Raw genomic sequence first — 18,187 nt, forward strand, 5'->3', positions numbered from 1 at the left:
GATGCTTAGCCGGTGTTGCCAGTAAGACCGGCACGTATCCGGTTTATGGCGGTCAGCAGCGACAGCGTAGCCATGGCCGGAAACACAAACGGCGCGATGGTCGCGGGCCACAGCCCGAAGGCGCACAAGGCCGCGACCACGCCGAGCCCAAGCGCCCGGTCGCTCTTGCCGAACGGGCCGGCATAGTTGCGTCCGATGCCTGCGGGGATGCCGAGCACGCCAGCGAATTCTGCGAGCATGGCCGCCATGGCGAAGGCGACGACACCCCAGACGCCGAACTGCGGAAAGGCCGCGAAGGGCAGGATGAGCGCCAGGTCGGAGACGACGTCGCATATTTCGTTCAGATACATGCCCAGGGTAGAGGCCTGGCCATGCTCCCGCGCCAGCATGCCGTCCATGGCGTTGAGCGCCATGCGCGCGAACAGCGCTAGGGGGATGAGTAGGAGAAGCAGGCGCGAACCGGGCGCCGCCGCGATCGCCAGACCGGCCGCAATTGAGAGGCCGGCTGCAAGCAGGGTGATGCCGTTGGCTGTCACCCCCATGGCCGCCAGCCGGCCGACAAGCGGCCGCAACCTATCCTGGAAGGCCGGCTTCAGCGCATAAAGCGTCGGCATTGCGTGATCCCCCGATCCACCGCTGAAGCTTTACCATGAGCAAGCATGGAGGCGCTAGCGTGTGACAGAAAACACAGTGAATTTTCAGACGGTTGACGCCGCGCTGTGAATGCATCGCCGCAAGCCGCAGCTTTGGCCCGGGTAGCCGTTCAAGAACCGCTAACCATGAATGCACCAAATGCCTGCCATGACGACTTGCCGGCTTCTGGCGCAATGCTTCCCCTTGAATAATAAGCACGCTTATTATATGTATCGCTCATGGTTTCGGATGGCATCGACAGATTGGGATTTTTGATCCACGACGTGCAGCGCCTGATGCGCAAGCGCTTCGAGGCGCGCGCCAGCGGGTTGGGGCTTTCCTCCGCGCAATGGCGGCTGATGGTGCGCGTCGCCAAGGAAGAAGGCATCACGCAGGCGCGGCTGGCCGAACTTCTCGAAATCGAACCGATCAGCGTCTCGCGCCTCGTCGACCGCATGGAGGAAGGCGGCTGGATCGAGCGCCGCCAGGACGCCACCGATCGGCGCGTGCGCATGATCTTCCCGACCGAGAAGGCGAGCGCTGCCTATGCAGATGTCAAAAGCCTTGCCGGCGAGGTCTATGAGGAGTCGCTGACCGGCGTTTCGCCTGAAGATCGACGCATCCTGATCCGGGTGTTGGACACGATCGTGCAGAACCTGACGGACGGCGAGGCATCGTCCCTCGAAAAGATCAAGAGCAGGGAAGGGGCAGCGGCATGAGCGCAGCAGCCAAGCGGGAAGAGGACAACGTCACCAAGCTGAACGCGCCGGCACAGCCGGTCGCTAATGCGCCGGCACAGCCGGTCGCTAATGCGCCGGCACAGCCGGTCGCTGAAGCGCCGGCGCAGCCGGCTTCCGCCCCGGTCGCCGTGGCTCCGGCGCCGGTCGCGCCGAAGAAGAAGCGCCGCCTCGGCCGCTTCCTGCTGATGGTCGCGCTGCCGCTGGCGCTGCTTGCCGGCGGCTCCTATGTCTGGGTGACGGGCGGCCGCTATCAGGAAACCGAGAACGCCAATCTGCAGCAGGCCAGGATTTCTGTCGCCTCCGACACGGCCGGCCGTATCGTTCAGGTCGGCATCGCCGACAACCAGCTGGTCAAGCAGGGCGACCTTCTCTTCGTCATCGATCCCGAGCCTTACAGGATCGCGCTCGCCCAGGCCGATGCGGCGGTCGCCGCGGCGCGCCTCAATGTCGAGCAGCTGCGCGCCGCCTACAGCCAGGCGATGGCGCAGGAGAAGTCCGCTTCGAGCGAGGTCGACTATGCGCAGTCGCAATATGACCGCGCCGCCGATCTCGCGCAGAAGGGCATCAACGCCAAGTCCTCGCTCGATCAGGCCCGCAACGATCTTGACAAGGCCAAGCAGCAGCTGGCCGTCGCGCAGCAGGGCATCGTCAGCGCCAAGGCGGCGCTCGGCGGCAACCCCGAGATCGAGACCGACAAGCATCCGACCGTGATGGCCGCTTTGGCCGCGCGCGACAAGGCGGCCTATGACCTGGCGCAGACGACGGTGAAGGCGCCGGCCGACGGCGTCATCTACCAGGCGGCTTCCTTCAAGGTTGGCCAGTATGTTTCCGTCGGCACGCCGCTCTTCGCGCTGGTCGAGACCGGCGACACCTGGATCGACGCCAATTTCAAGGAGACCCAGCTCACCAACATGAAGCCGGGCCAGAAGGCCGAGATCGTCGTCGACACCTATCCGGGCCGCACCTTCGAGGCGACCGTCACGGCGATCGGCGCCGGCACGGGCGCGGAGTTCTCGCTGCTGCCCGCGCAAAACGCCACCGGCAACTGGGTCAAGGTCACGCAGCGCATTCCCGTGCGCCTGGAACTGACTGATCCTGATGCCAAGATGGCGCTGCGCACCGGCATGAGCGCGACCGTCACCGTCGACACCGGCGTGGCGCGCGGCCTGCCGTCGATCTTCGGCCATGCCACGGCAGGAGAGCACGCGCAGTGACAATACGCCCCCCGTAAATCGGGGGCGGAGCAGGGGATTGGTCTGATGGGAGGAGTGACAAGGATAAGCGTTTAAGATCAGCCGCTTGGCGGCGCGATCAAAACCGAAACCTTCGTCACGGACCCGTCGGTCCTCAGGTTTCCGGGCGGCAGGCATCCGCTCCAACAGAGACTTTCAGTCGATGTAACCCCCACATCGATGGTCGCGTCCCACCGCGATGAAGGTCTCTCTACGGAAGGCATTGCCGCCCGGAAACCTAGAGCCGGATGATTTCAGGTCTGTTCGACCTGAAATCTGAATCCGGCTCTAAATCAAAGAGATAGAGCATGATGTCGTCCGAAAACCGCATCACACTTTTCGGCATCATGCTCTAGTCTACACGTTTTTGTTACCCGCTGGAAGTTCAGCATCATGAGCACGCCGGAAGCCTTCAAGGAAGTGCCGCATCGCGGGCTGATCACCGTCGCGCTGATGCTGGCGACGATCATGCAGGCGCTCGACACCACGATCGCCAATGTCGCGCTGCCGACCATGACCGGCGACCTCGGCGCGTCGCCAGACAACATCAACTGGGTGCTGACCTCCTATATCGTGGCGGCGGCGATCATGACGCCGGTTACCGGCTGGCTCGCCGACCGGCTCGGCCGCAAGGAGCTGTTCCTCGCCTCCGTCGTCGGCTTCACCATCTTCTCCATGCTCTGCGGCCTTGCCTGGAGCCTCGAGACGATCGTGCTCTTCCGCCTGCTGCAGGGCGTGTTCGGCGCCGCCATCGTGCCGCTGTCACAGACCTTCCTGCTCGACATCAACCCGAAGGAGCGCCACGGCCAGGCGATGGCGATCTGGGGCGCCGGCATCATGCTTGGGCCGATCCTGGGGCCGACGCTCGGCGGCTGGCTGACGGAAAACTTCAACTGGCGCTGGGTGTTCTTCATCAACCTGCCCGTCGGCATCCTGGCCTTCCTCGGCATGGCCGCCTATCTGCCCGTCATCGCCAAGCGCGTGCGCGGCTTCGACTTCTTCGGCTTCGCCATGCTCTCGCTCGGCGTCGGCGCGCTGCAGCTCCTGCTCGATCGCGGCGGCGAGGTCGACTGGTTCAACTCGGCCGAGATCTGGATCGAGCTTGCTCTGTCGCTCACAGGCTTCTGGGTGTTCATCATCCATACGGTGACGGCAGAGCATCCCTTCATCGACCCAAAGATCTTCCTCGACCGCAATTTCGTGACCGGGCTGGGCTTCATCTTCGTCATGGGCGTGCTGATCCTGGCCTCGATGTCGCTGTTGCCGCCGATGCTGGCCAACATCTTCGGCTATCCGACCGTGACCATCGGCGTCGTGCTGGGTCCGCGCGGCATCGGCACGATGATCTCGATGCTGGTCGTCGGCCGCATCATGCACAGGTTCGATGCGAGGATCCTCGTCGCCATCGGTTTCCTGCTGACCGCGCAGTCGCTCTACACCATGGCAAGCTTCACGCCGCAGATGGACAATTGGCTGATCCTCACCTCGGGCGTCATCCAGGGTCTCGGCATGGGCATGGTGTTCGTGCCGCTGTCGACGGTCGCCTTCGCCACGCTCGACGCCCGCTACCGCACGGACGCCACCTCATTGTTCAGCCTGGTGCGCAATCTGGGCTCGTCGATCGGCGTGTCGGTGGTCGCGGCCTTGATGGTGCGCAACACCCAGATCAACCACACCGAGCTGTCGGCCTTCATCAACCCCTACAATCCCAACCTATGGGCTGCCTCGCCGGCGGCCGCGAGCGGCAACGCCGCGGCTCTTTCGCAGGTCGACCGCGCGGTGAATGCGCAGGCGATGATGATCTCCTACATCAACGACTTCAAAATCCTGATGGTGATGACGCTGGCCGCGATCCCGTTCGTCATCCTGCTGCGCAAGCCCAAGGCGGCGCCGGCGGGCGGCGCGCCGGCGGCGCATATGGACTAGGACCGCCACACCAGTTGGTCCTAGATTACGACCGGGTCAGGCTGCATCGTTCCAGCGTTGAGCGGTTGGATGAACGTGATGCAGAACCTGTCATTTCCCGTGTTCGATCTCTGACAATTCGAGACCGCGAGCGCCGCACGGAAGAAGGCGCTCGGCCGCGAGGTCGACTACATCTGTCGCAGCACCGGTTTCCTGGCGGTCAAGAACCACGGTGTCCCGCAAGCTGTGATCGACGCCGCTTGGTCGAAAGCAAAGGCTTTCTTCGACCTGCCGCCAGAGGAAAAGCTGCGCTCGAAGGCGCCCTACAAGGGTTATCCCTACGGATATCTCGGCCCCGAACTGGGAGGCGCTGGCAAAATCCCGCAATGTCGACACGCCGCCGGACTTGAAGGAGAGCTTCAACGGCGGACCTCCCCGCGTGCCTCCAGGCATCAAGGACCCGGAGGCCCTGGCCTTCTGCTACGCCGAGACGATCTGGCCGGCCGAGCCCGAAGGCTTCATCGAAGCTTGGAAGGCCTATTATGCGGCTCTCGAGGACCTTGCGCTGCGCATCATGCGGGTCTTCGCCACCGCGCTTGATTTGCCGGAACCTATTTCGACGCCTTCCTCGATGCGCCGATCAGCGCGCTGAGAGCGCTGAACTATCCCGAGCAGCATGTCGCGCCGAAGCCCGGCCAGATCCGCGCCGGCGCTCATACCGACTATGGCAGCCTGACCATCCTGCTGCCGCAGCCAGGGTCGCGCGGGCTGCAGATCGTTACGCCGGGCGGCGAATGGGCTGAGGTGCCGCCAGTGTCCGGCGCCTTCGTCATCAACATCGGCGACCTGATGGCGCGCTGGACCAACGATCGTTGGGTGTCCACCGTGCATCGTGTCGTCAACCCGCCGGCGCAGCAGGGCGGCAAGGATCGCCGGCAATCGATGGCTTTCTTCCACCAGCCGAACTGGGACGCCGAGATTGCGGTTCTGGACGCATGCCTGTCCGAGGGAGAGGCGCCGAAATATGAGCCGGTCCGCTCCGGCCCTATCTGATGGGCAAGTTCAAGGCGACGACGAAATAGGGCGGGGGCCGACGCCTATCGGCCGAGCACCAGCGCCCAGTAGCGCAAGGCAAGATCGCGGCCGTCGCGCACATAGGCGAGCCCGAAGCGGCTGAAGTCCGGATCGAGCATGTTGCGGCGGTGGCCGTCCGAATGCATCCAGATGTCGAACAGTTTTTGCAGGTCGAAGCGGCCTTCGGCGATGTTTTCGGCCGCCGCGCCCCGCACGCCATTGTCCTTCATGCGCGAGGCGAAATCCTTGCCCCAACCGGTGGTGTGGCTCATGCGCTCGCGCGAAGCCATGTAGCCGGCCTGCTGCAGCGCCGCCTGTTCGAGCTGCGTGTCGTGAACCAGCGCTGGCAGCCCCGCCGTGGTGCGAATGCCGGCCAGCGTCGCCGTGGCGGACGAAGAGACGCCGGCGCCTTCGCCGGTCGGCACCGTGACCGTGCTGCAGGCGGCGATGCCCGCAAGTGCTGCAAGGCCAGCGGCCTTGATCAGCATGCGACGGTTCATATCGGGGAGGGCGGTGGTCGAGATGCTCATCCGGTCTCTGATACCGGCGATCGTGGCTTTTGCCGGGCAACCGATGAAAATCGCATGAAGCGGCGACTTTTCGCGGAAGATCGGTTATCATGCCGGCGTTCTTGAAAGTGGCAGCCATGGGCGGCCACCCAGGCGGTGACCGCCCCCGATATAAACGGAGGACGGTTATGGCCGGTTTTCATGTCATGACGGACGCGTACGGCGCACATGTTCAGCCCACGGTGCGCCACATCTCGACCGCGGATCTTTGGGACGCGCTCAAGCTCGGCGCCGAGGATTTTTGGGCCAAGCCTTCGCATTACGTGTTCCTGTGCCTGATCTATCCGATCGTCGGCCTGATCCTGACGCAATGGAGCTCGGGCTCGAACGCCATCCAGCTCGTCTATCCACTGATGTCCGGTTTCGCCCTGGTCGGTCCGTTCGCGGCCATCGGCCTCTACGAGATCAGCCGCCGGCGCGAGCTTGGGATGAGCAGCCGCTGGCACCATGCGCTGGACGTGCGCCATTCGCCGGCGCTGCCGTCGATCGCGGTCATCGGCATCCTGCTCTTCGCGCTGTTCCTGTTGTGGCTGTTCACCGCCCAGTCGCTCTACACCAGCCTGTTCGGCGCCGAGCCGCCTGCTTCGGTCGGTGCCTTCGTGCGCGACGTGCTGACGACCGGCAAGGGCTGGACGCTGATCCTCGTCGGCAATGCCGTCGGCTTCGTTTTCGCCGCTGTCGTTCTAGGCACCACCGTCGTCGCCTTCCCGCTGCTGCTCGACCGCGACGTCGGCGCCGTCGCGGCGATCGAGACCTCGGCCCGCGTGGTGATGGCCAATCCGCTGACGATGGCCCTCTGGGGCCTGACGGTCGCCGTGCTCCTGGTGATCGGCTCGATCCCGCTGTTTGCCGGACTCGCCGTCGTCATGCCGATCCTCGGCCACGCGACCTGGCACCTCTACCGCAAGGTGGTCGAGCCGGAGCAGATCCGGCCGGTGCGCCGCCCGATGTAGAGGTAGGCCCGTAGGGTGCGTTGGGATTCAGGTCAGGGCGCCATTCGCGGCCGGCCTCACCTGAATATCAATGCGCCCTATCTCTGCGCCTCGGTCGCCATCTTGAGCGCCAGCGCCGTCAGCACCGTGCCCATCATCCAGCGCTGGACGACCAGCCAGAACGGTCGTCCGGCAAGGAAATTCGCGATCGAGCTGGCGGTCACCGCGATGATGGCGTTGACGGTGAGGCTGATCGAGATCTGCGTCACGCCAAGCACCAAAAGCTGCGACAGAACATGGCCCTTGGCCGGATTGATGAACTGCGGCAGCAGCGACAGATAGAGCACCGCGACCTTCGGGTTGAGCAGGTTGGTCATCAGCCCCATGACGAAAAGCTTGCGCGGCCTGTCCCTGGGCAATTCGCGGACCTGGAAGGGCGAGCGTCCGCCGGGCTTGAGCGCTTGCCAGGCGAGCCACAACAGATAGAGCGCGCCGGCGAAGCGCAGCGCGTCGTAGGCAAAAGGCACGGCGAAGATCAGCGCCGTGATGCCTAAGGCCGCCGAGATCACGTAGAACAGGAAGCCCAGCGCCACGCCGCCGAGCGAGATCAGCCCCGCCTTCGGCCCTTGCGACAGCGAGCGCGAGATGAGGTAGATCATGTTCGGGCCGGGTGTGAGCACCATGCCCAGGCAGATCAGCGCGAAGGTGAGGTGGTTGGCGGCGTCAGGCATCGGGATCTCCGGAAAGTTCCCGAGATGTGCGCCGCTTCGTCAAACGTCGCAAGGGCTTGATGGGATTGCCCTTTACGCCAGCTCGCCTTACCCGACCACGCGCAGGTTCGACAACTCGTTGGCGATTTCCTTGAAGTTGTCGGACAGCGTCGCCCCCGTTGCGTTCCAGAACAGTTTTGCCGGTTTACTGGGATCGGTCGGATCCTTGCGGAAGCGGGACTCGGAAGAGCATGCTTTCAGCGCCGCCATGGCCTTCTGGTCGCTCGAGCTGGTCGAGGACATGTCGAGCGCCACCGTCATCACCATGATATTGCCGGCCTTGGCATTGTCGCACAGCTTCGCCATTTGCTCGTTCATCGCCGCGGTGTAGTTGCTCGACGAATAGTTGAACTGGCCGATCGCGCTCGATGTGCCGCCGAACAGGCGGGTGACCGAGGTGCCGTTATAGCCGACGCCGGTATAGCCATAGGCGGCATAGGTCGACTTGTTGCCGGCCGGGTCCGAGCTGACCGTCGAATAGGTGTTCTCGCCGTCGGTGAGCACGATGACCACCTTGTCGTTGCCGCGCTCGGTTTCCGGCCTCCCCTCGGTGAAGGGCGGGGCGCTGGAGACGGTGCGCCAGCCCCAGGCCATGCCTTCGGTCACATTGGTGTTGCCGTTGGGCTGCATCAGGTCGATCGCCGCCTTGATGGCTGCGAGCCCATCGGTCTGGGTGACATCGGTGAGCGGTGTGATTGGCGTGGTGGTGCAGCTGTAGTTCGGGCCCGCGCCCTTCGACAGCACCGGCGCATCGATCGGCCGCGGCATGAAATACTTGGCCATGTTCGACTGCCTGGTCTTGCCGGTGGTGCTCGACGGGTCGTCGTTCCACCAGCTGTTGGCGGCGCCGTAGGTGACCGGGTTCGGCTCGTCGGGATCCTGCGTCACTTTCCAATGGTTGCCGGGTTCGTCCGGCGCGAACATCGGCACGAACATGGTCGCCGGATCTCCGACGCCGATGCCGGTGTTGTTGGGGCCGCCGGAGGCTGGCGTGTCGTCTACATTGTAGGGATATGGCCGCACTTCCACGCAACCCTGCCAGCTGGCGAACGGGCCATAGGTGTCGTTGTAGTCGTATTCGTCGTGGCTATCGGAACAGGTATGATTGGATCGGTACTTGTCGCAGACGACCCGCTTGCTGCCGGCGATGCGTTCGTGGCTGGTGACGACCTTCATATCCCGATAGAGCTCGAATCGGGTCAATATCTGGCCTTCCGCCGGACCCCAGCCGGTGCCTTTTTTATACCAGATGCCGTTGATTTTCTGAGCGTATTTGTCGGGGGCGTTTAGCGTCGACCAGTCGAAATTCTCGTTGGCGATCGGCGACAGCCCGTAGGTGTCCATCCAGGGGGCGTTGTCGTTGCTCGGCCCGACATTGACCGAGGCCGCGAATGGCACGAGGCTGAACTGCACCGGCTTGTCGATCTGCTTGATCTGCGCTGCCTGCAGCGCCAGCGTGTCGACGAGTTGCTTGGCGGCCTGCTTGAGCAGGTCGATGCGCTTCTGTCCCGAGCCGGTGCCGGGCGTTGTCATGGAGCCCGAATTGTCGAGCACCATCGCCACTTCCAGCGTGTTCTTCAGCCGCACCTGGGAACACATCTCGACCTGGATCGGCTTGTGCGCGTCGCCGTCTGATGCGCCGCTGAGCAGCGCCGCCGCCGGATGGAAATAGGGATGATAGGTGAGCGTCGCGCAAAGCTTCATCAAGCCGCCGCCTGTCTGGCTGCTCGGCAGCGTGACATCGAGCGCAATGTTGGCGGGATCGACACCATTGAGGTTGGAGTTGAAGAAGCCGACCGCGTAGGCCCTGATCTGGTCGTCGGTCGCCCCTTGCGAAAGCCGCCCCGCGGCAGCGAAATTGGCTGCGTCGAGCGAGTTCAGCACCATCTGCTTCTCGCGGTTGAGTTCGGTGAAGTCGACCCCCACCGCCAAGGCTCCCATCAGCGGAACCATGGCGACTGCCGTCACGAGGGCATAGTTGCCGCGGCGGTCACGGCGGAATTGATGCCAGAATTTGCGCATCTGCTCGAGCGCCCCCGCTTAATGTGCTCAACTGACGATGCGCAGGTTCGACAATTCGCTGCCGATCGCCTTGAAGTCGTCCGACAGCGTGGCGCCGGTCGAGTTCCAGAACAACTTCGCCGGCTTGCTCGGGTCGGTTGGATCCCTGCGGAACCGCGAATCCGATGCGCAGGCCGTAAGCGCCGAGATCGCCTTCTTCTCGGCTGTTTTTTGAATGCTGAGATCAAGGGAAACCGTCATGACGATGATGTTGTTGGCCTTGGCGTTGGCGCATAGCGTTTGCATCTGCTCGTCGAGAGCGGCGGTATAGTTCGCGTCGGTATAGGTGCTTTTGCCGACGGCTGAGCTGGTGTTCATGAACAGGCGGGTCACCGAGCCCGAACCGAGATATGCCAATCCTGTATATCCATAGGCGGCATAGGTCGATCTGTTGTTGGCATAGCTGCTGTCGTTGACTGAGCTGTAGGTATTGGCACCGTCCGTCAGCACGATGACGACCTTGTCGTTACCTCGTTCATTGTTATCTCTGCCCTCGGTGAAGGGCTCATTGCTGGAGAGAGTCCTCCAGCCCCATGCGAGTCCCTCCGGCACGTTGGTGTTGCCGGTAGGTGTCATCGCATCTATGGCGCCGAGGATCGTCTGCTTACCAGCGGTCGTCGTTACATCCTGCAACGGTGTGATCGGGCTCGTCGTGCAACCTGCGTTGGGGCCGTCGTCTGCCGACACGGTCGAAGCGTCGTACGGTTTGGTTAGGAAATATTTCCGCATATCCGCTTGGCGTTGAGGCACCGACAGACCGTCGCTCGAATCTATCCACCAGTTGTTGCTGTAGCCCCAGGAATTCGTGCTGGTGCGTGTGCTATCGGTCCACAGATTACCTGCTTCGTCCGGCGCGAACATCGGTACGAACAGGCTGGCGGGCTTGCTCGCTGTCGGCGTCGTGTCGTCGACATTGTAGGGATAAGGCCTCGCCTCCACACAGCCTTTCCAGGCTTCATACTGTCCGGTTGTGGGGGTAGAATAGGTTTGGCAACTGCCATTGGACCGCTTCTTGGTGCAGGTCCGGGTCGTGGCCGTCATCTCCTCGTAGAGCTTGAAGCGGGTCATTGGGGTGTTCTGTCCCGCGCCCCAACCACTGCCGCGCTTCCAGTAAGCGTCGCCAACCTTGTCAATATACTTGTTTGGATCGCCAGAAGCGGTCTTGGACATCTTCGTCCAATCGAAATTTTCGTGATGGATCGGTGAAATGCCGTCCAGATCCATCCAGGCTTTATCCTTGTTGGCTGGACCAACATTGACCGAAGCCGAAAACGGCACCAGTGAGAACTGCACTGGCCTGTCGATCTGTCTCATCAGATCCGCTTGGCCGGCAAGCATGTTCACCAGTTCGGTAGCGGCGGTCTTGAGCAGCGCTATGCGTTGCTGGCCTCCAGTGGGGGAGATGTCGCTCATCGAGCCCGAATTATCGAGCACCAGCGACACTTCCAGCGTGTTCTTGAGGCGGATCTCGGACCTGGCCGAGAAGTTGACGGTCGTCTGGCCGGGCGTTCCGCCAAGTAGCGCGACCGCAGCCGGCAGGAAATAAGGCTTGTATTGCAGCGCGGCTTCGAGGACCAGCGTGCCGCCGCCCGCATTGTTGTTCGGTAGGGTCACCGTCAGCGCCGTGTTTGCGGGAAGGACGTGCCTGAGGTTGGCTTCGAAGAAGGTTTTGGCATAGGACTTGGCATCGGCGTCGCTGGCGCCGGCGACGATCTGCTGTGCCGTTGCGATACCCGCCGCGTCGAGCGCGTTCAATGTTTCCTGCTTCTGCCTGATCAACTCGGTGTAGTCGACGGCGATCGCCACGCCGCCCATCAGCGGTATCATCGTGATGACTGTCATCAAGGCGTAGTTACCCCGCCTGTCGCGAAAAAAATCGCGGATCATTGCATTTACCCCCGCCAAGGATCCGTGCCGAGATACGACCATGGTCGCAATTGCTGTCGTACCATGGTCATAAATCGTTAAATTTCAGCTTGCGCGAAACCATCAAGAACGCACCGCCTTTTTGACTGCGCGTTAACCCTGTGTGTCCGTGCGAGCGAGATCGACGCTCCGGCCTGTGGTGATCTGGAAAGCTCGTGACAGGATCAAACGCTTCGGTTATGCGGGACCGCCGTGGCCGACAGTCTGTCGCGGCCTGCCAGGAATCGAAATCAGGGACACGGCATGGCGGATTCGCCCGACATCATCGCTTCGCTCGACGATCTGGCGGGGCGCTACGCGGCCATACTGTGCGACGTCTGGGGCGTCGTTCACAATGGCGAATGGCATTTTCCGGCGGCCGCCGCCGCGCTTGCCCGGGCACGCGCGGCCAACGTGCCTGTCGTGCTGATCACCAATTCGCCACGCCGCAGCGCCGACGTCATCGCCCAGATGAAGGTGATCGGTGTTCCCGCCGACGCCTGTGACCGGGTCGTTACTTCCGGCGACGTGACGCGCGACCTGATCGCCGACGGCCCAAGGCGGATCTTCCATATCGGGCCGGAGCGCGATTTTACGCTCTATGACGGGCTCGATATCGATCTCGTCGAGGAATTCGAGGCCTCGGGTGTCGTCTGCACCGGTCTCTATGACGACGAGGTCGAGAAGCCCGCCGACTATGCCGAACTGCTGCAGCGGCTGCGCGCCCGCAACCTGCAGTTCATTTGCGCCAATCCGGATATCCTGGTGGAGCGCGGCGAGCGGACCATCTGGTGCGCCGGCGCGCTCGCGCGGGATTACGCGCAACTGGGCGGCCGCACGCTGATTGCCGGCAAGCCCTTCGCGCCGATCTACCATGTCGCCATGAAGGAGGTTGCCGGATTGCTCGGCCGCGCCGTCGAGCGAAGCGAGGTTCTCGCCATCGGCGACGGCATGATGACCGATGTCAAGGGCGCGGCCGACAACGGCTTTGACGTGCTCTATGTCTCCGGCGGCATCCACGCGCGTGAGCATGGCGACGATCCCGCAAGGCTGGCGGCCTTTCTCGAAAAGCACGGCTACCGGCCGGTCGCCGTCATTCCGCGCCTGCAATAAGTTGATAGTCTGGCCATGACGGGCGCTTTGACATGACGCAAGCCTTCAAACGTCTTTCCACAGCCGCGCCGCTGCCTGCGCATTTGCGCGGCGGCGTCGTGGCGATCGGCAATTTCGACGGCGTCCATCGCGGCCATCAGGCCGTCCTGGAGCGCGCGCTGGCTGAGGCCGGCCGCAATGGCGTGCCCGCCTTGGTGCTCACCTTCGAGCCGCATCCGCGCAAGGTGTTCCGGCCACAGGTGCCGCTCTTCGTGCTGACGCCGCCGCCGATGAAGGCGCGGCTGCTCGCCGGACTTGGCTTCGCCGCCCTGGTCGAGCAGCCTTTCACGCGCGATTTCGCCTCGCTCTCCGCCGAGGCGTTCGTGACCGATGTGCTGGAGAAGAATCTCGGCATCCACCATGCCGTTACCGGCTTCGACTTTCATTTCGGCAAGGACCGCCAGGGCGGCCCGGCCTTCTTGATGGCGGCGGGAGAACGGCATGGCTTCGGCGTGACGCTCGTCGACGCCTTCCGCGATGAAGGCGCCGAAGTGGTCTCGTCGAGCCGCATCCGCGGACTGCTCGCCGAAGGCAAGGTGGAGGAGGCCGCCGGCCTGCTCGGCTACCGTTTCACTGTCGAGGCCGAGGTGATCGGCGGCCAGCAGCTTGGCCGCACGCTCGGTTTCCCGACTGCCAATATGCGGCTTTCGTCGGAAGCCGCCCTCAGGGAGGGGATCTACGCCGTCCGCTTCCGCCGTGCCGACGGCACGCTTCATGACGGCGTCGCCAGCTTCGGCCGCCGCCCGACCGTCGACGACAATGGCGCGCCGCTGCTCGAGACCTACGTCTTCGATTTTTCCGGCGATCTCTATGGCGAGACGTGTGAGGTATCGTTCTTCGGCTTCCTGCGGCCGGAACTCAAATTCGACGGCCTCGACGCGCTGGTGGCGCAGATGAAAACGGACGAGGCAGAGGCGAGGGCGCTCCTGGCGGGCGTGCGCCCGCTCTCGCAACTGGACGCCGAAATCGCGTTCTGATCGCCTGTCGCTTACCGCTTCAAGGCCAGCCCGATGGCGATGAAACTCCAGCCCTGGAAGACCAGGTCGATCGCCAGGAAGATGCCAAGCACCCAAAGGCTGTTGACCGGCCAGCCCATGGCGATCATCAGGCCGAGCAGAATGGTGATGATGCCGGCCGCGAGCAGCCATCCCCAGCCTTGCTCCGGCCGGTGGCTGAAGGCTACCCAGGATCGCAAAAGTCCCGAGGCGATGAGCGCGATGGCCAGCAGCAGCGTCAGCACCGCCGAGGCGAGCAGCGGGTTGTCGAACGCGAAAAAGCCGGCGACGGCGTAGAGCAGGCCGCTCAGCAGCCAATAGAAGAAACGTCCCCAGGTCTTGACCCCGAAAGCGTGGATGATCTCGATGATGCCAGCCATCAGCATAAGCCAGCCGACGACATACACCGAGGCGACGGTGGCGATGAACAGATTGCCGAAGGCGATGCCGCCGAAGATCAGCAGCAGCACGCCGAGCGCCACGAACCATCCCCATTTGTCCCGCGTCTGGCCGATTGCGTCTCTGAGAGCGTCGCTTGGCAAAGTCATGGTTTCATCTCCCTCGAAAATTCACCACCGGTCGTGCGGTGAAAGGAAGCTAGACTGAATGGCATTGTCCGTCCAGCAACACAGCGGAACCCACGGGCGACCGGGCTGTGCCCGAGCCTGGAGCAACTCCAGGAAAAGTGTGAGCGGTTAGGTTCGGCGCGTTCGCCGTAGCCTTCCGCCGGGAATTGCGTGAAAACGAGGAGATAGAGCGGTTCGCCGTTTCCGTGAAACGGTGAAACTAAGGCGCTCGTTCTCGCGCCGGCGTGACTTTATCCGGGAACGGCGCAAGCGTGGCCTCCAGTGTCTCCCGGCCAGCCTGCTCCCAGCTTCGCGCCGTGAATTCGCCGGCCTTCGCTTCATAGGAAGTCCGGACCTCAGGCGAGGTGATCCATTCCCGCATGGCCTTTTCCCATCCTTCGACATCGAGTGGGTCAAGGCAGAGTCCGAATGGACCGACCACTTCGGGGATGGCTCCGCCTGTCGAGGCGATCAGCGCCTTTCCGTAGGCCAGCGCCTCGACGGGCGGCAGTCCATATCCCTCATAGAGCGACGGGTACACGCAGAACGCGCTGTCTTGGTAGAGCAGGGACAATGTCCCGTCATCGACGTTGTCAAGATGGATGAGGCTCTGGCCGTAGTCGGGATGGCTGTGAAGCCTCTCAAGCACCCCATCGACCATCCAGCCGCTGCGGCCGACGAAAACCAGCTTCATGCCGCTATGCGCGACCGTTCCGTCCTGAACGAGGCGCCGCCAGACGTCCATGAGCAACGAATGGTTCTTGCGCGGTTCGATGGTGGAAACGAACAGGATGTAGCGACCTGTCTCAAGTCCGTCCGGCAGGGGGCCGCCGGCCTTCGATTTGCGTGCGCTGTCGCAGCCGAGCGGAACCAGTTTCAGGTCCGGCAGGTGAAGGCCGAGCCCGGCGGCATGCTCCTCCATGTCGGCGGTGACGCGCTTCGACGTCAGGATGAACCGGTCCGCCAGCGTGATCGCCAGAGCCACATAGTCCGTGAATCGCTTGACGTCATGCCGCTTGTACCAGTCGGGAAACTGGATCGGGATGATATCGTTCAACAGCACGATCAGTCTCGCGCCTGCCGAGCAGCACGCGCGCGAAATGACGCCGATATCGGTGTGCGACCAATCATTGTTCATCAAAAGCAGATGGTCGCCGGGCGCCGGCTCGTATTCGTTGCCGGCCACCGTCCGCAGCGGCACGATCCGGACGCGTGAACCATCGTCGCGAGCGACCAGCCGTCGCTCGTTGGGCTTCATCAGCCAGTTTTCGATCCGCTCAAGCAAGGGAACAAGACTGCTGTCCGGATTGTGCCGGGTGAACGCGCCGATTTCCGTTATTAGGATCCGGCGCGGTCTTATGATCGCCATCAGCGCCTGCCGCGCCCAGTTCGGCCATCGATCGTAAAACTGCACCTTGACGCGGGCAGGGTCCGGATAAAAATGCATATCGCATGAGATGTCTCCGGCGATGATTTCCGCCGCCAGTTGCGGCGAGACCTGCCTGAGGACCCGGTCGACCGGGTCGAACACCGTGAACGCCACATCGGAGGCCGTGAACGCGGCCGCGGCCGCGCTGTAGTGCCGCTGCACGCGAACCAGGCCGACCGGAGGGCCGAGCCAGCGCGCCATGCTGGTGAGGTCGACGACAAGCCGCATCAGCCGGGCCGCATCAATTCGGCCGCATCTTGGCAGGGCGCGCGATCATCCTGCGCCAGGCCAGTCGAGGCCCGAGCGCGAGCGTCCTGAACGAGGGGGCGCCGACAGCCGCGAGGAGCAGCAGCTTGCAGGTCGTGGCAAACGGTATGCCCGTCGTTCGCAGCAGCAATTCGATGTCGCGTCTCTCCAGGCTCGAGATGCCGGTCCCCGTGGCGGCGCGCCATGCCAGAAAGGTTCCGATGGCCTCTGCGGGTTGGCCGTTTGCGTCGAACGGCTCGGCGCGGGAGCGGCGCAACAGCGCCGACTGCCTGGCCAGCGCCGCGGCCGCCTTTTGCTGATCCTCCTTGACGCGCGACACCTGTCCTGGATGCGAGCGCAATTTGACCAGCCGCGCATCCATATTGGCCAGCTTTCCCGCCTCGGAAAGCCGCAGCCACAGATCGTAATCCTCCGCATAGGTGAATGCGCGACGGTAGCCCCCCAGGCGCCGGACGGCCTCGGTCCGGAACATCACCGTCGGATGAAGCATGGGATTGTATCCGGTAAGGGCAGACCGCAACGGCTCGTTGCCGATGGGAACCTCTATTGGCCTCAACGGTTTTCCGTCCCGGTCGATCTGCAATCCCGCCGTGCCGAGCAGGCACAGATCGGCATCCGCGTCGAAACACGCCACCTGCAGGCGCAACCTGTCGGGCAGCGAGATGTCGTCGCCATCCATGCGTGCCACAAGAGGGGCCCGCGCGAGCGCAATTCCCATATTGAGCGCGTCGACGATGCCTTTGCCGCGATTGGCGACGACCTTGACGCGGCCGTCGGCTTCGCCGAGCGACGTCGCGATCGCGGCGCTGTCGTCCGAGGAGCCATCGTCGACGACGATAACTTCGATATCAGCCAGATCCTGGTCCAGAATGCTCTGCAAGGCTTTGCCGAGGTAGGGCGCGCCGTCTCTCACCGGAATGATCACACTTACTGTCGGCAACAGAACGTCCTTGCGATAATCGGGCGTGACCGAATGACCATTGAATCGGCCAGTTTGAGTACGGGGTGCTTGCGGTCTGGATTCAAGTTCCATCGCAAAGTTCGATCACTGTGTCGACTGCCAATCTCATTGTCGCGCCGATCTGGGCAGGGCCTGAAGGGTGGGTTCCAGCAAGCGTAAAACGGCCTCGCGCTTTTTCGCCTTCAACGAGAGATCGCCGTCGAGGCCGACTTCGTGCAGCCAGGTTCCCCGCCATTCGCAAATAGGCCTGCCTGAGTTCAACTCCGGGCAAGGCCGCGAATGCCGTTATCGGCCGTTGCGGCAGCGCGTTCGGGTCCACATCCCGATAGAGCACCTCCCAGTTGGCCCCGCCGGTATCGAGGCCGGCGAACCAGTCGAGCCCGAAATCGAGAGGCTTGCGGGCGACGGCGTCGAAGCGGAAGAAACAATAGCCCGCCCACAAATACCAGCGAGCGCCCGCTCGGCGCAGGTCGCCGTAGAACGCCACATGTTGAAGAGGCGCGAAGGGGTCGCATGGCTGCGTCGGGAAGATATCCTGATCCAGAAATCCGAACGCGGCCGGAGCGGCCGGCTTCAGGATATTGTGCCACATCCAGTTGAGCGCCGCGCCGTGGGATCGGCTCGGGTTTTTCACGGTCCATGGATTGGCCGGCAGCCTGACATAGGAGGCGCCGTAGGCCGCGCATACCTGCCTGTTCTCGTCTGCGGCAGCTTCGCTGACGCTGTTGTCGGCCACGATGTGGAGGTCGTGACGGACAAGTCCCCTGATCAGCCGCACCTGCAGATCGAGGCATTGGGCATTGCCGAAGGCGATGGTGAGCAGCACATCGCGACCCCGCGCGGCATCGCGAGTGCCCTGGATGTCGCAAGCCTTGGCCGGCAGGCTCAGGAACCTCCTGTCGATCTTCCGGTAGCGGGCCGTCTTGACGGCATGTGTCAGTGGCTGGAGCCTCAGCCACTGCCGCCAGTTGTATTCACGCAGGGCCTTTGGCACGG

Annotated in this window: 17 protein-coding genes and 1 pseudogene; 9 read left to right on the forward strand and 9 right to left on the reverse strand. The window is 63.3% G+C overall.

All coding sequences use genetic code 11. The features are described from left to right. Nucleotides 1–5: 5 nt before the first annotated feature. Entirely contained in the window at nucleotides 6–614 is a 609-nt protein-coding gene (locus EJ068_RS29415; RefSeq protein WP_127251603.1) for a CDP-alcohol phosphatidyltransferase family protein, read from the reverse strand. A 258-nt stretch (nucleotides 615–872) separates the two neighbouring features. Between EJ068_RS29415 and EJ068_RS29420 the strand changes: the two genes are divergently transcribed. The 6 genes and pseudogenes from EJ068_RS29420 (at nucleotide 873) to EJ068_RS33560 (ending at nucleotide 5,563) form a co-directional block, all read left to right on the forward strand. Next, nucleotides 873–1,352, forward strand: a complete 480-nt coding sequence (locus tag EJ068_RS29420) for a MarR family transcriptional regulator (RefSeq protein WP_112130300.1) — start codon at nucleotides 873–875, stop codon at nucleotides 1,350–1,352. Then, on the forward strand, nucleotides 1,349–2,587 hold the full coding sequence (locus EJ068_RS29425) for an HlyD family secretion protein (RefSeq protein WP_348527599.1): 1,239 nt from the start codon (nucleotides 1,349–1,351) through the stop codon (nucleotides 2,585–2,587). The genes EJ068_RS29420 and EJ068_RS29425 overlap by 4 nt, the downstream gene beginning before the upstream one ends. A 411-nt stretch (nucleotides 2,588–2,998) precedes the next feature. Continuing rightward, nucleotides 2,999–4,531 carry a DHA2 family efflux MFS transporter permease subunit gene (locus EJ068_RS29430; protein WP_127251602.1) on the forward strand — a complete coding sequence of 511 codons (1,533 nt, stop codon included), beginning with the start codon at nucleotides 2,999–3,001 and terminating at the stop codon, nucleotides 4,529–4,531. A gap of 171 nt (nucleotides 4,532–4,702) precedes the next feature. Continuing rightward, nucleotides 4,703–4,810, forward strand: a pseudogene (locus EJ068_RS33550) (2-oxoglutarate and iron-dependent oxygenase domain-containing protein); the annotation flags it as partial. A 139-nt stretch (nucleotides 4,811–4,949) separates the two neighbouring features. Further along, a complete protein-coding gene (locus EJ068_RS33555) occupies nucleotides 4,950–5,162 on the forward strand; it encodes a hypothetical protein (RefSeq protein WP_245463278.1) in 213 nt (70 codons plus the stop codon). A 47-nt stretch (nucleotides 5,163–5,209) separates the two neighbouring features. Continuing rightward, complete coding sequence (locus tag EJ068_RS33560; RefSeq protein ID WP_245463499.1) at nucleotides 5,210–5,563, forward strand: 2OG-Fe(II) oxygenase family protein; 354 nt, start codon at nucleotides 5,210–5,212, stop codon at nucleotides 5,561–5,563. Nucleotides 5,564–5,607: 44 nt separating this feature from the next. Here the strand turns inward: EJ068_RS33560 and EJ068_RS29440 are convergent, their stop codons facing one another. Beyond that, complete coding sequence (locus tag EJ068_RS29440) at nucleotides 5,608–6,114, reverse strand: CAP domain-containing protein (RefSeq protein WP_127251601.1); 507 nt, start codon at nucleotides 6,112–6,114, stop codon at nucleotides 5,608–5,610. A 167-nt stretch (nucleotides 6,115–6,281) separates the two neighbouring features. Here EJ068_RS29440 and EJ068_RS29445 point away from each other — a divergent pair, with 167 nt between their 5' ends. After that, nucleotides 6,282–7,106, forward strand: a complete 825-nt coding sequence (locus EJ068_RS29445; RefSeq protein WP_126083173.1) for a DUF2189 domain-containing protein — start codon at nucleotides 6,282–6,284, stop codon at nucleotides 7,104–7,106. A 77-nt stretch (nucleotides 7,107–7,183) separates the two neighbouring features. Here the strand turns inward: EJ068_RS29445 and EJ068_RS29450 are convergent, their stop codons facing one another. From EJ068_RS29450 to EJ068_RS29460, 3 genes are all read right to left on the reverse strand, one after another. Next, entirely contained in the window at nucleotides 7,184–7,816 is a 633-nt protein-coding gene (locus tag EJ068_RS29450; protein ID WP_127251600.1) for a LysE family translocator, read from the reverse strand. A gap of 87 nt (nucleotides 7,817–7,903) precedes the next feature. After that, nucleotides 7,904–9,877, reverse strand: a complete 1,974-nt coding sequence (locus tag EJ068_RS29455; RefSeq protein WP_189512577.1) for a pilus assembly protein — start codon at nucleotides 9,875–9,877, stop codon at nucleotides 7,904–7,906. Between the two features lie 27 nt (nucleotides 9,878–9,904). Next, nucleotides 9,905–11,803 (reverse strand): pilus assembly protein TadG-related protein, encoded by a 1,899-nt coding sequence (locus EJ068_RS29460; RefSeq protein WP_129554947.1) that lies wholly within the window; start codon nucleotides 11,801–11,803, stop codon nucleotides 9,905–9,907. 282 nt (nucleotides 11,804–12,085) lie between these two features. Between EJ068_RS29460 and EJ068_RS29465 the strand changes: the two genes are divergently transcribed. Together EJ068_RS29465 and EJ068_RS29470 are read left to right on the forward strand one after the other, a co-directional pair. After that, nucleotides 12,086–12,934: a TIGR01459 family HAD-type hydrolase gene (locus tag EJ068_RS29465; protein WP_129554948.1), complete on the forward strand. Its 849-nt coding sequence runs from the start codon at nucleotides 12,086–12,088 to the stop codon at nucleotides 12,932–12,934. Between the two features lie 32 nt (nucleotides 12,935–12,966). After that, nucleotides 12,967–13,950, forward strand: coding sequence for a bifunctional riboflavin kinase/FAD synthetase (locus tag EJ068_RS29470; protein WP_129554949.1), 984 nt, complete (start codon nucleotides 12,967–12,969; stop codon nucleotides 13,948–13,950). Between the two features lie 11 nt (nucleotides 13,951–13,961). Here EJ068_RS29470 and EJ068_RS29475 read toward each other — a convergent pair whose 3' ends face one another. The 4 genes from EJ068_RS29475 to EJ068_RS29490 all read right to left on the reverse strand — a co-directional run bounded on the left by EJ068_RS29475 (nucleotide 13,962) and on the right by EJ068_RS29490 (nucleotide 18,185). Continuing rightward, on the reverse strand, nucleotides 13,962–14,516 hold the full coding sequence (locus EJ068_RS29475) for an HdeD family acid-resistance protein (protein ID WP_126083168.1): 555 nt from the start codon (nucleotides 14,514–14,516) through the stop codon (nucleotides 13,962–13,964). Nucleotides 14,517–14,754: 238 nt separating this feature from the next. After that, nucleotides 14,755–16,191 carry a glycosyltransferase family 1 protein gene (locus EJ068_RS29480; protein WP_129554950.1) on the reverse strand — a complete coding sequence of 479 codons (1,437 nt, stop codon included), beginning with the start codon at nucleotides 16,189–16,191 and terminating at the stop codon, nucleotides 14,755–14,757. 13 nt (nucleotides 16,192–16,204) lie between these two features. Further along, complete coding sequence (locus EJ068_RS29485) at nucleotides 16,205–17,263, reverse strand: glycosyltransferase (RefSeq protein ID WP_129554951.1); 1,059 nt, start codon at nucleotides 17,261–17,263, stop codon at nucleotides 16,205–16,207. Continuing rightward, nucleotides 17,253–18,185 (reverse strand): hypothetical protein, encoded by a 933-nt coding sequence (locus tag EJ068_RS29490; protein WP_129554952.1) that lies wholly within the window; start codon nucleotides 18,183–18,185, stop codon nucleotides 17,253–17,255. Before EJ068_RS29490 ends, EJ068_RS29485 begins: the two co-directional genes overlap by 11 nt. Between the last annotated feature and the right edge of the window lie 2 nt (nucleotides 18,186–18,187).

It is taken from the genome of Mesorhizobium sp. M2A.F.Ca.ET.043.02.1.1 (genome assembly GCF_003952405.1).
In the GTDB taxonomy this organism is placed as follows: domain Bacteria; phylum Pseudomonadota; class Alphaproteobacteria; order Rhizobiales; family Rhizobiaceae; genus Mesorhizobium.

Excerpts from the sequence above, each read along its gene's own strand:
- EJ068_RS29415 (WP_127251603.1), bottom strand. The coding sequence starts at position 614 with ATGCCGACGCTTTATGCGCTGAAGCCGGCCTTCCAGGATAGGTTGCGG.
- EJ068_RS29450 (WP_127251600.1), bottom strand. The coding sequence starts at position 7,816 with ATGCCTGACGCCGCCAACCACCTCACCTTCGCGCTGATCTGCCTGGGC.
- EJ068_RS29445 (WP_126083173.1), top strand. The coding sequence starts at position 6,282 with ATGGCCGGTTTTCATGTCATGACGGACGCGTACGGCGCACATGTTCAG.
- EJ068_RS29420 (WP_112130300.1), top strand. The coding sequence starts at position 873 with ATGGTTTCGGATGGCATCGACAGATTGGGATTTTTGATCCACGACGTG.
- EJ068_RS29480 (WP_129554950.1), bottom strand. The coding sequence starts at position 16,191 with ATGCGGCTTGTCGTCGACCTCACCAGCATGGCGCGCTGGCTCGGCCCT.
- EJ068_RS29440 (WP_127251601.1), bottom strand. The coding sequence starts at position 6,114 with ATGAGCATCTCGACCACCGCCCTCCCCGATATGAACCGTCGCATGCTG.
- EJ068_RS29465 (WP_129554948.1), top strand. The coding sequence starts at position 12,086 with ATGGCGGATTCGCCCGACATCATCGCTTCGCTCGACGATCTGGCGGGG.
- EJ068_RS29475 (WP_126083168.1), bottom strand. The coding sequence starts at position 14,516 with ATGACTTTGCCAAGCGACGCTCTCAGAGACGCAATCGGCCAGACGCGG.
- EJ068_RS29425 (WP_348527599.1), top strand. The coding sequence starts at position 1,349 with ATGAGCGCAGCAGCCAAGCGGGAAGAGGACAACGTCACCAAGCTGAAC.
- EJ068_RS29470 (WP_129554949.1), top strand. The coding sequence starts at position 12,967 with ATGACGCAAGCCTTCAAACGTCTTTCCACAGCCGCGCCGCTGCCTGCG.
- EJ068_RS29455 (WP_189512577.1), bottom strand. The coding sequence starts at position 9,877 with ATGCGCAAATTCTGGCATCAATTCCGCCGTGACCGCCGCGGCAACTAT.
- EJ068_RS29460 (WP_129554947.1), bottom strand. The coding sequence starts at position 11,803 with ATGATCCGCGATTTTTTTCGCGACAGGCGGGGTAACTACGCCTTGATG.
- EJ068_RS29485 (WP_129554951.1), bottom strand. The coding sequence starts at position 17,263 with ATGGAACTTGAATCCAGACCGCAAGCACCCCGTACTCAAACTGGCCGA.
- EJ068_RS29430 (WP_127251602.1), top strand. The coding sequence starts at position 2,999 with ATGAGCACGCCGGAAGCCTTCAAGGAAGTGCCGCATCGCGGGCTGATC.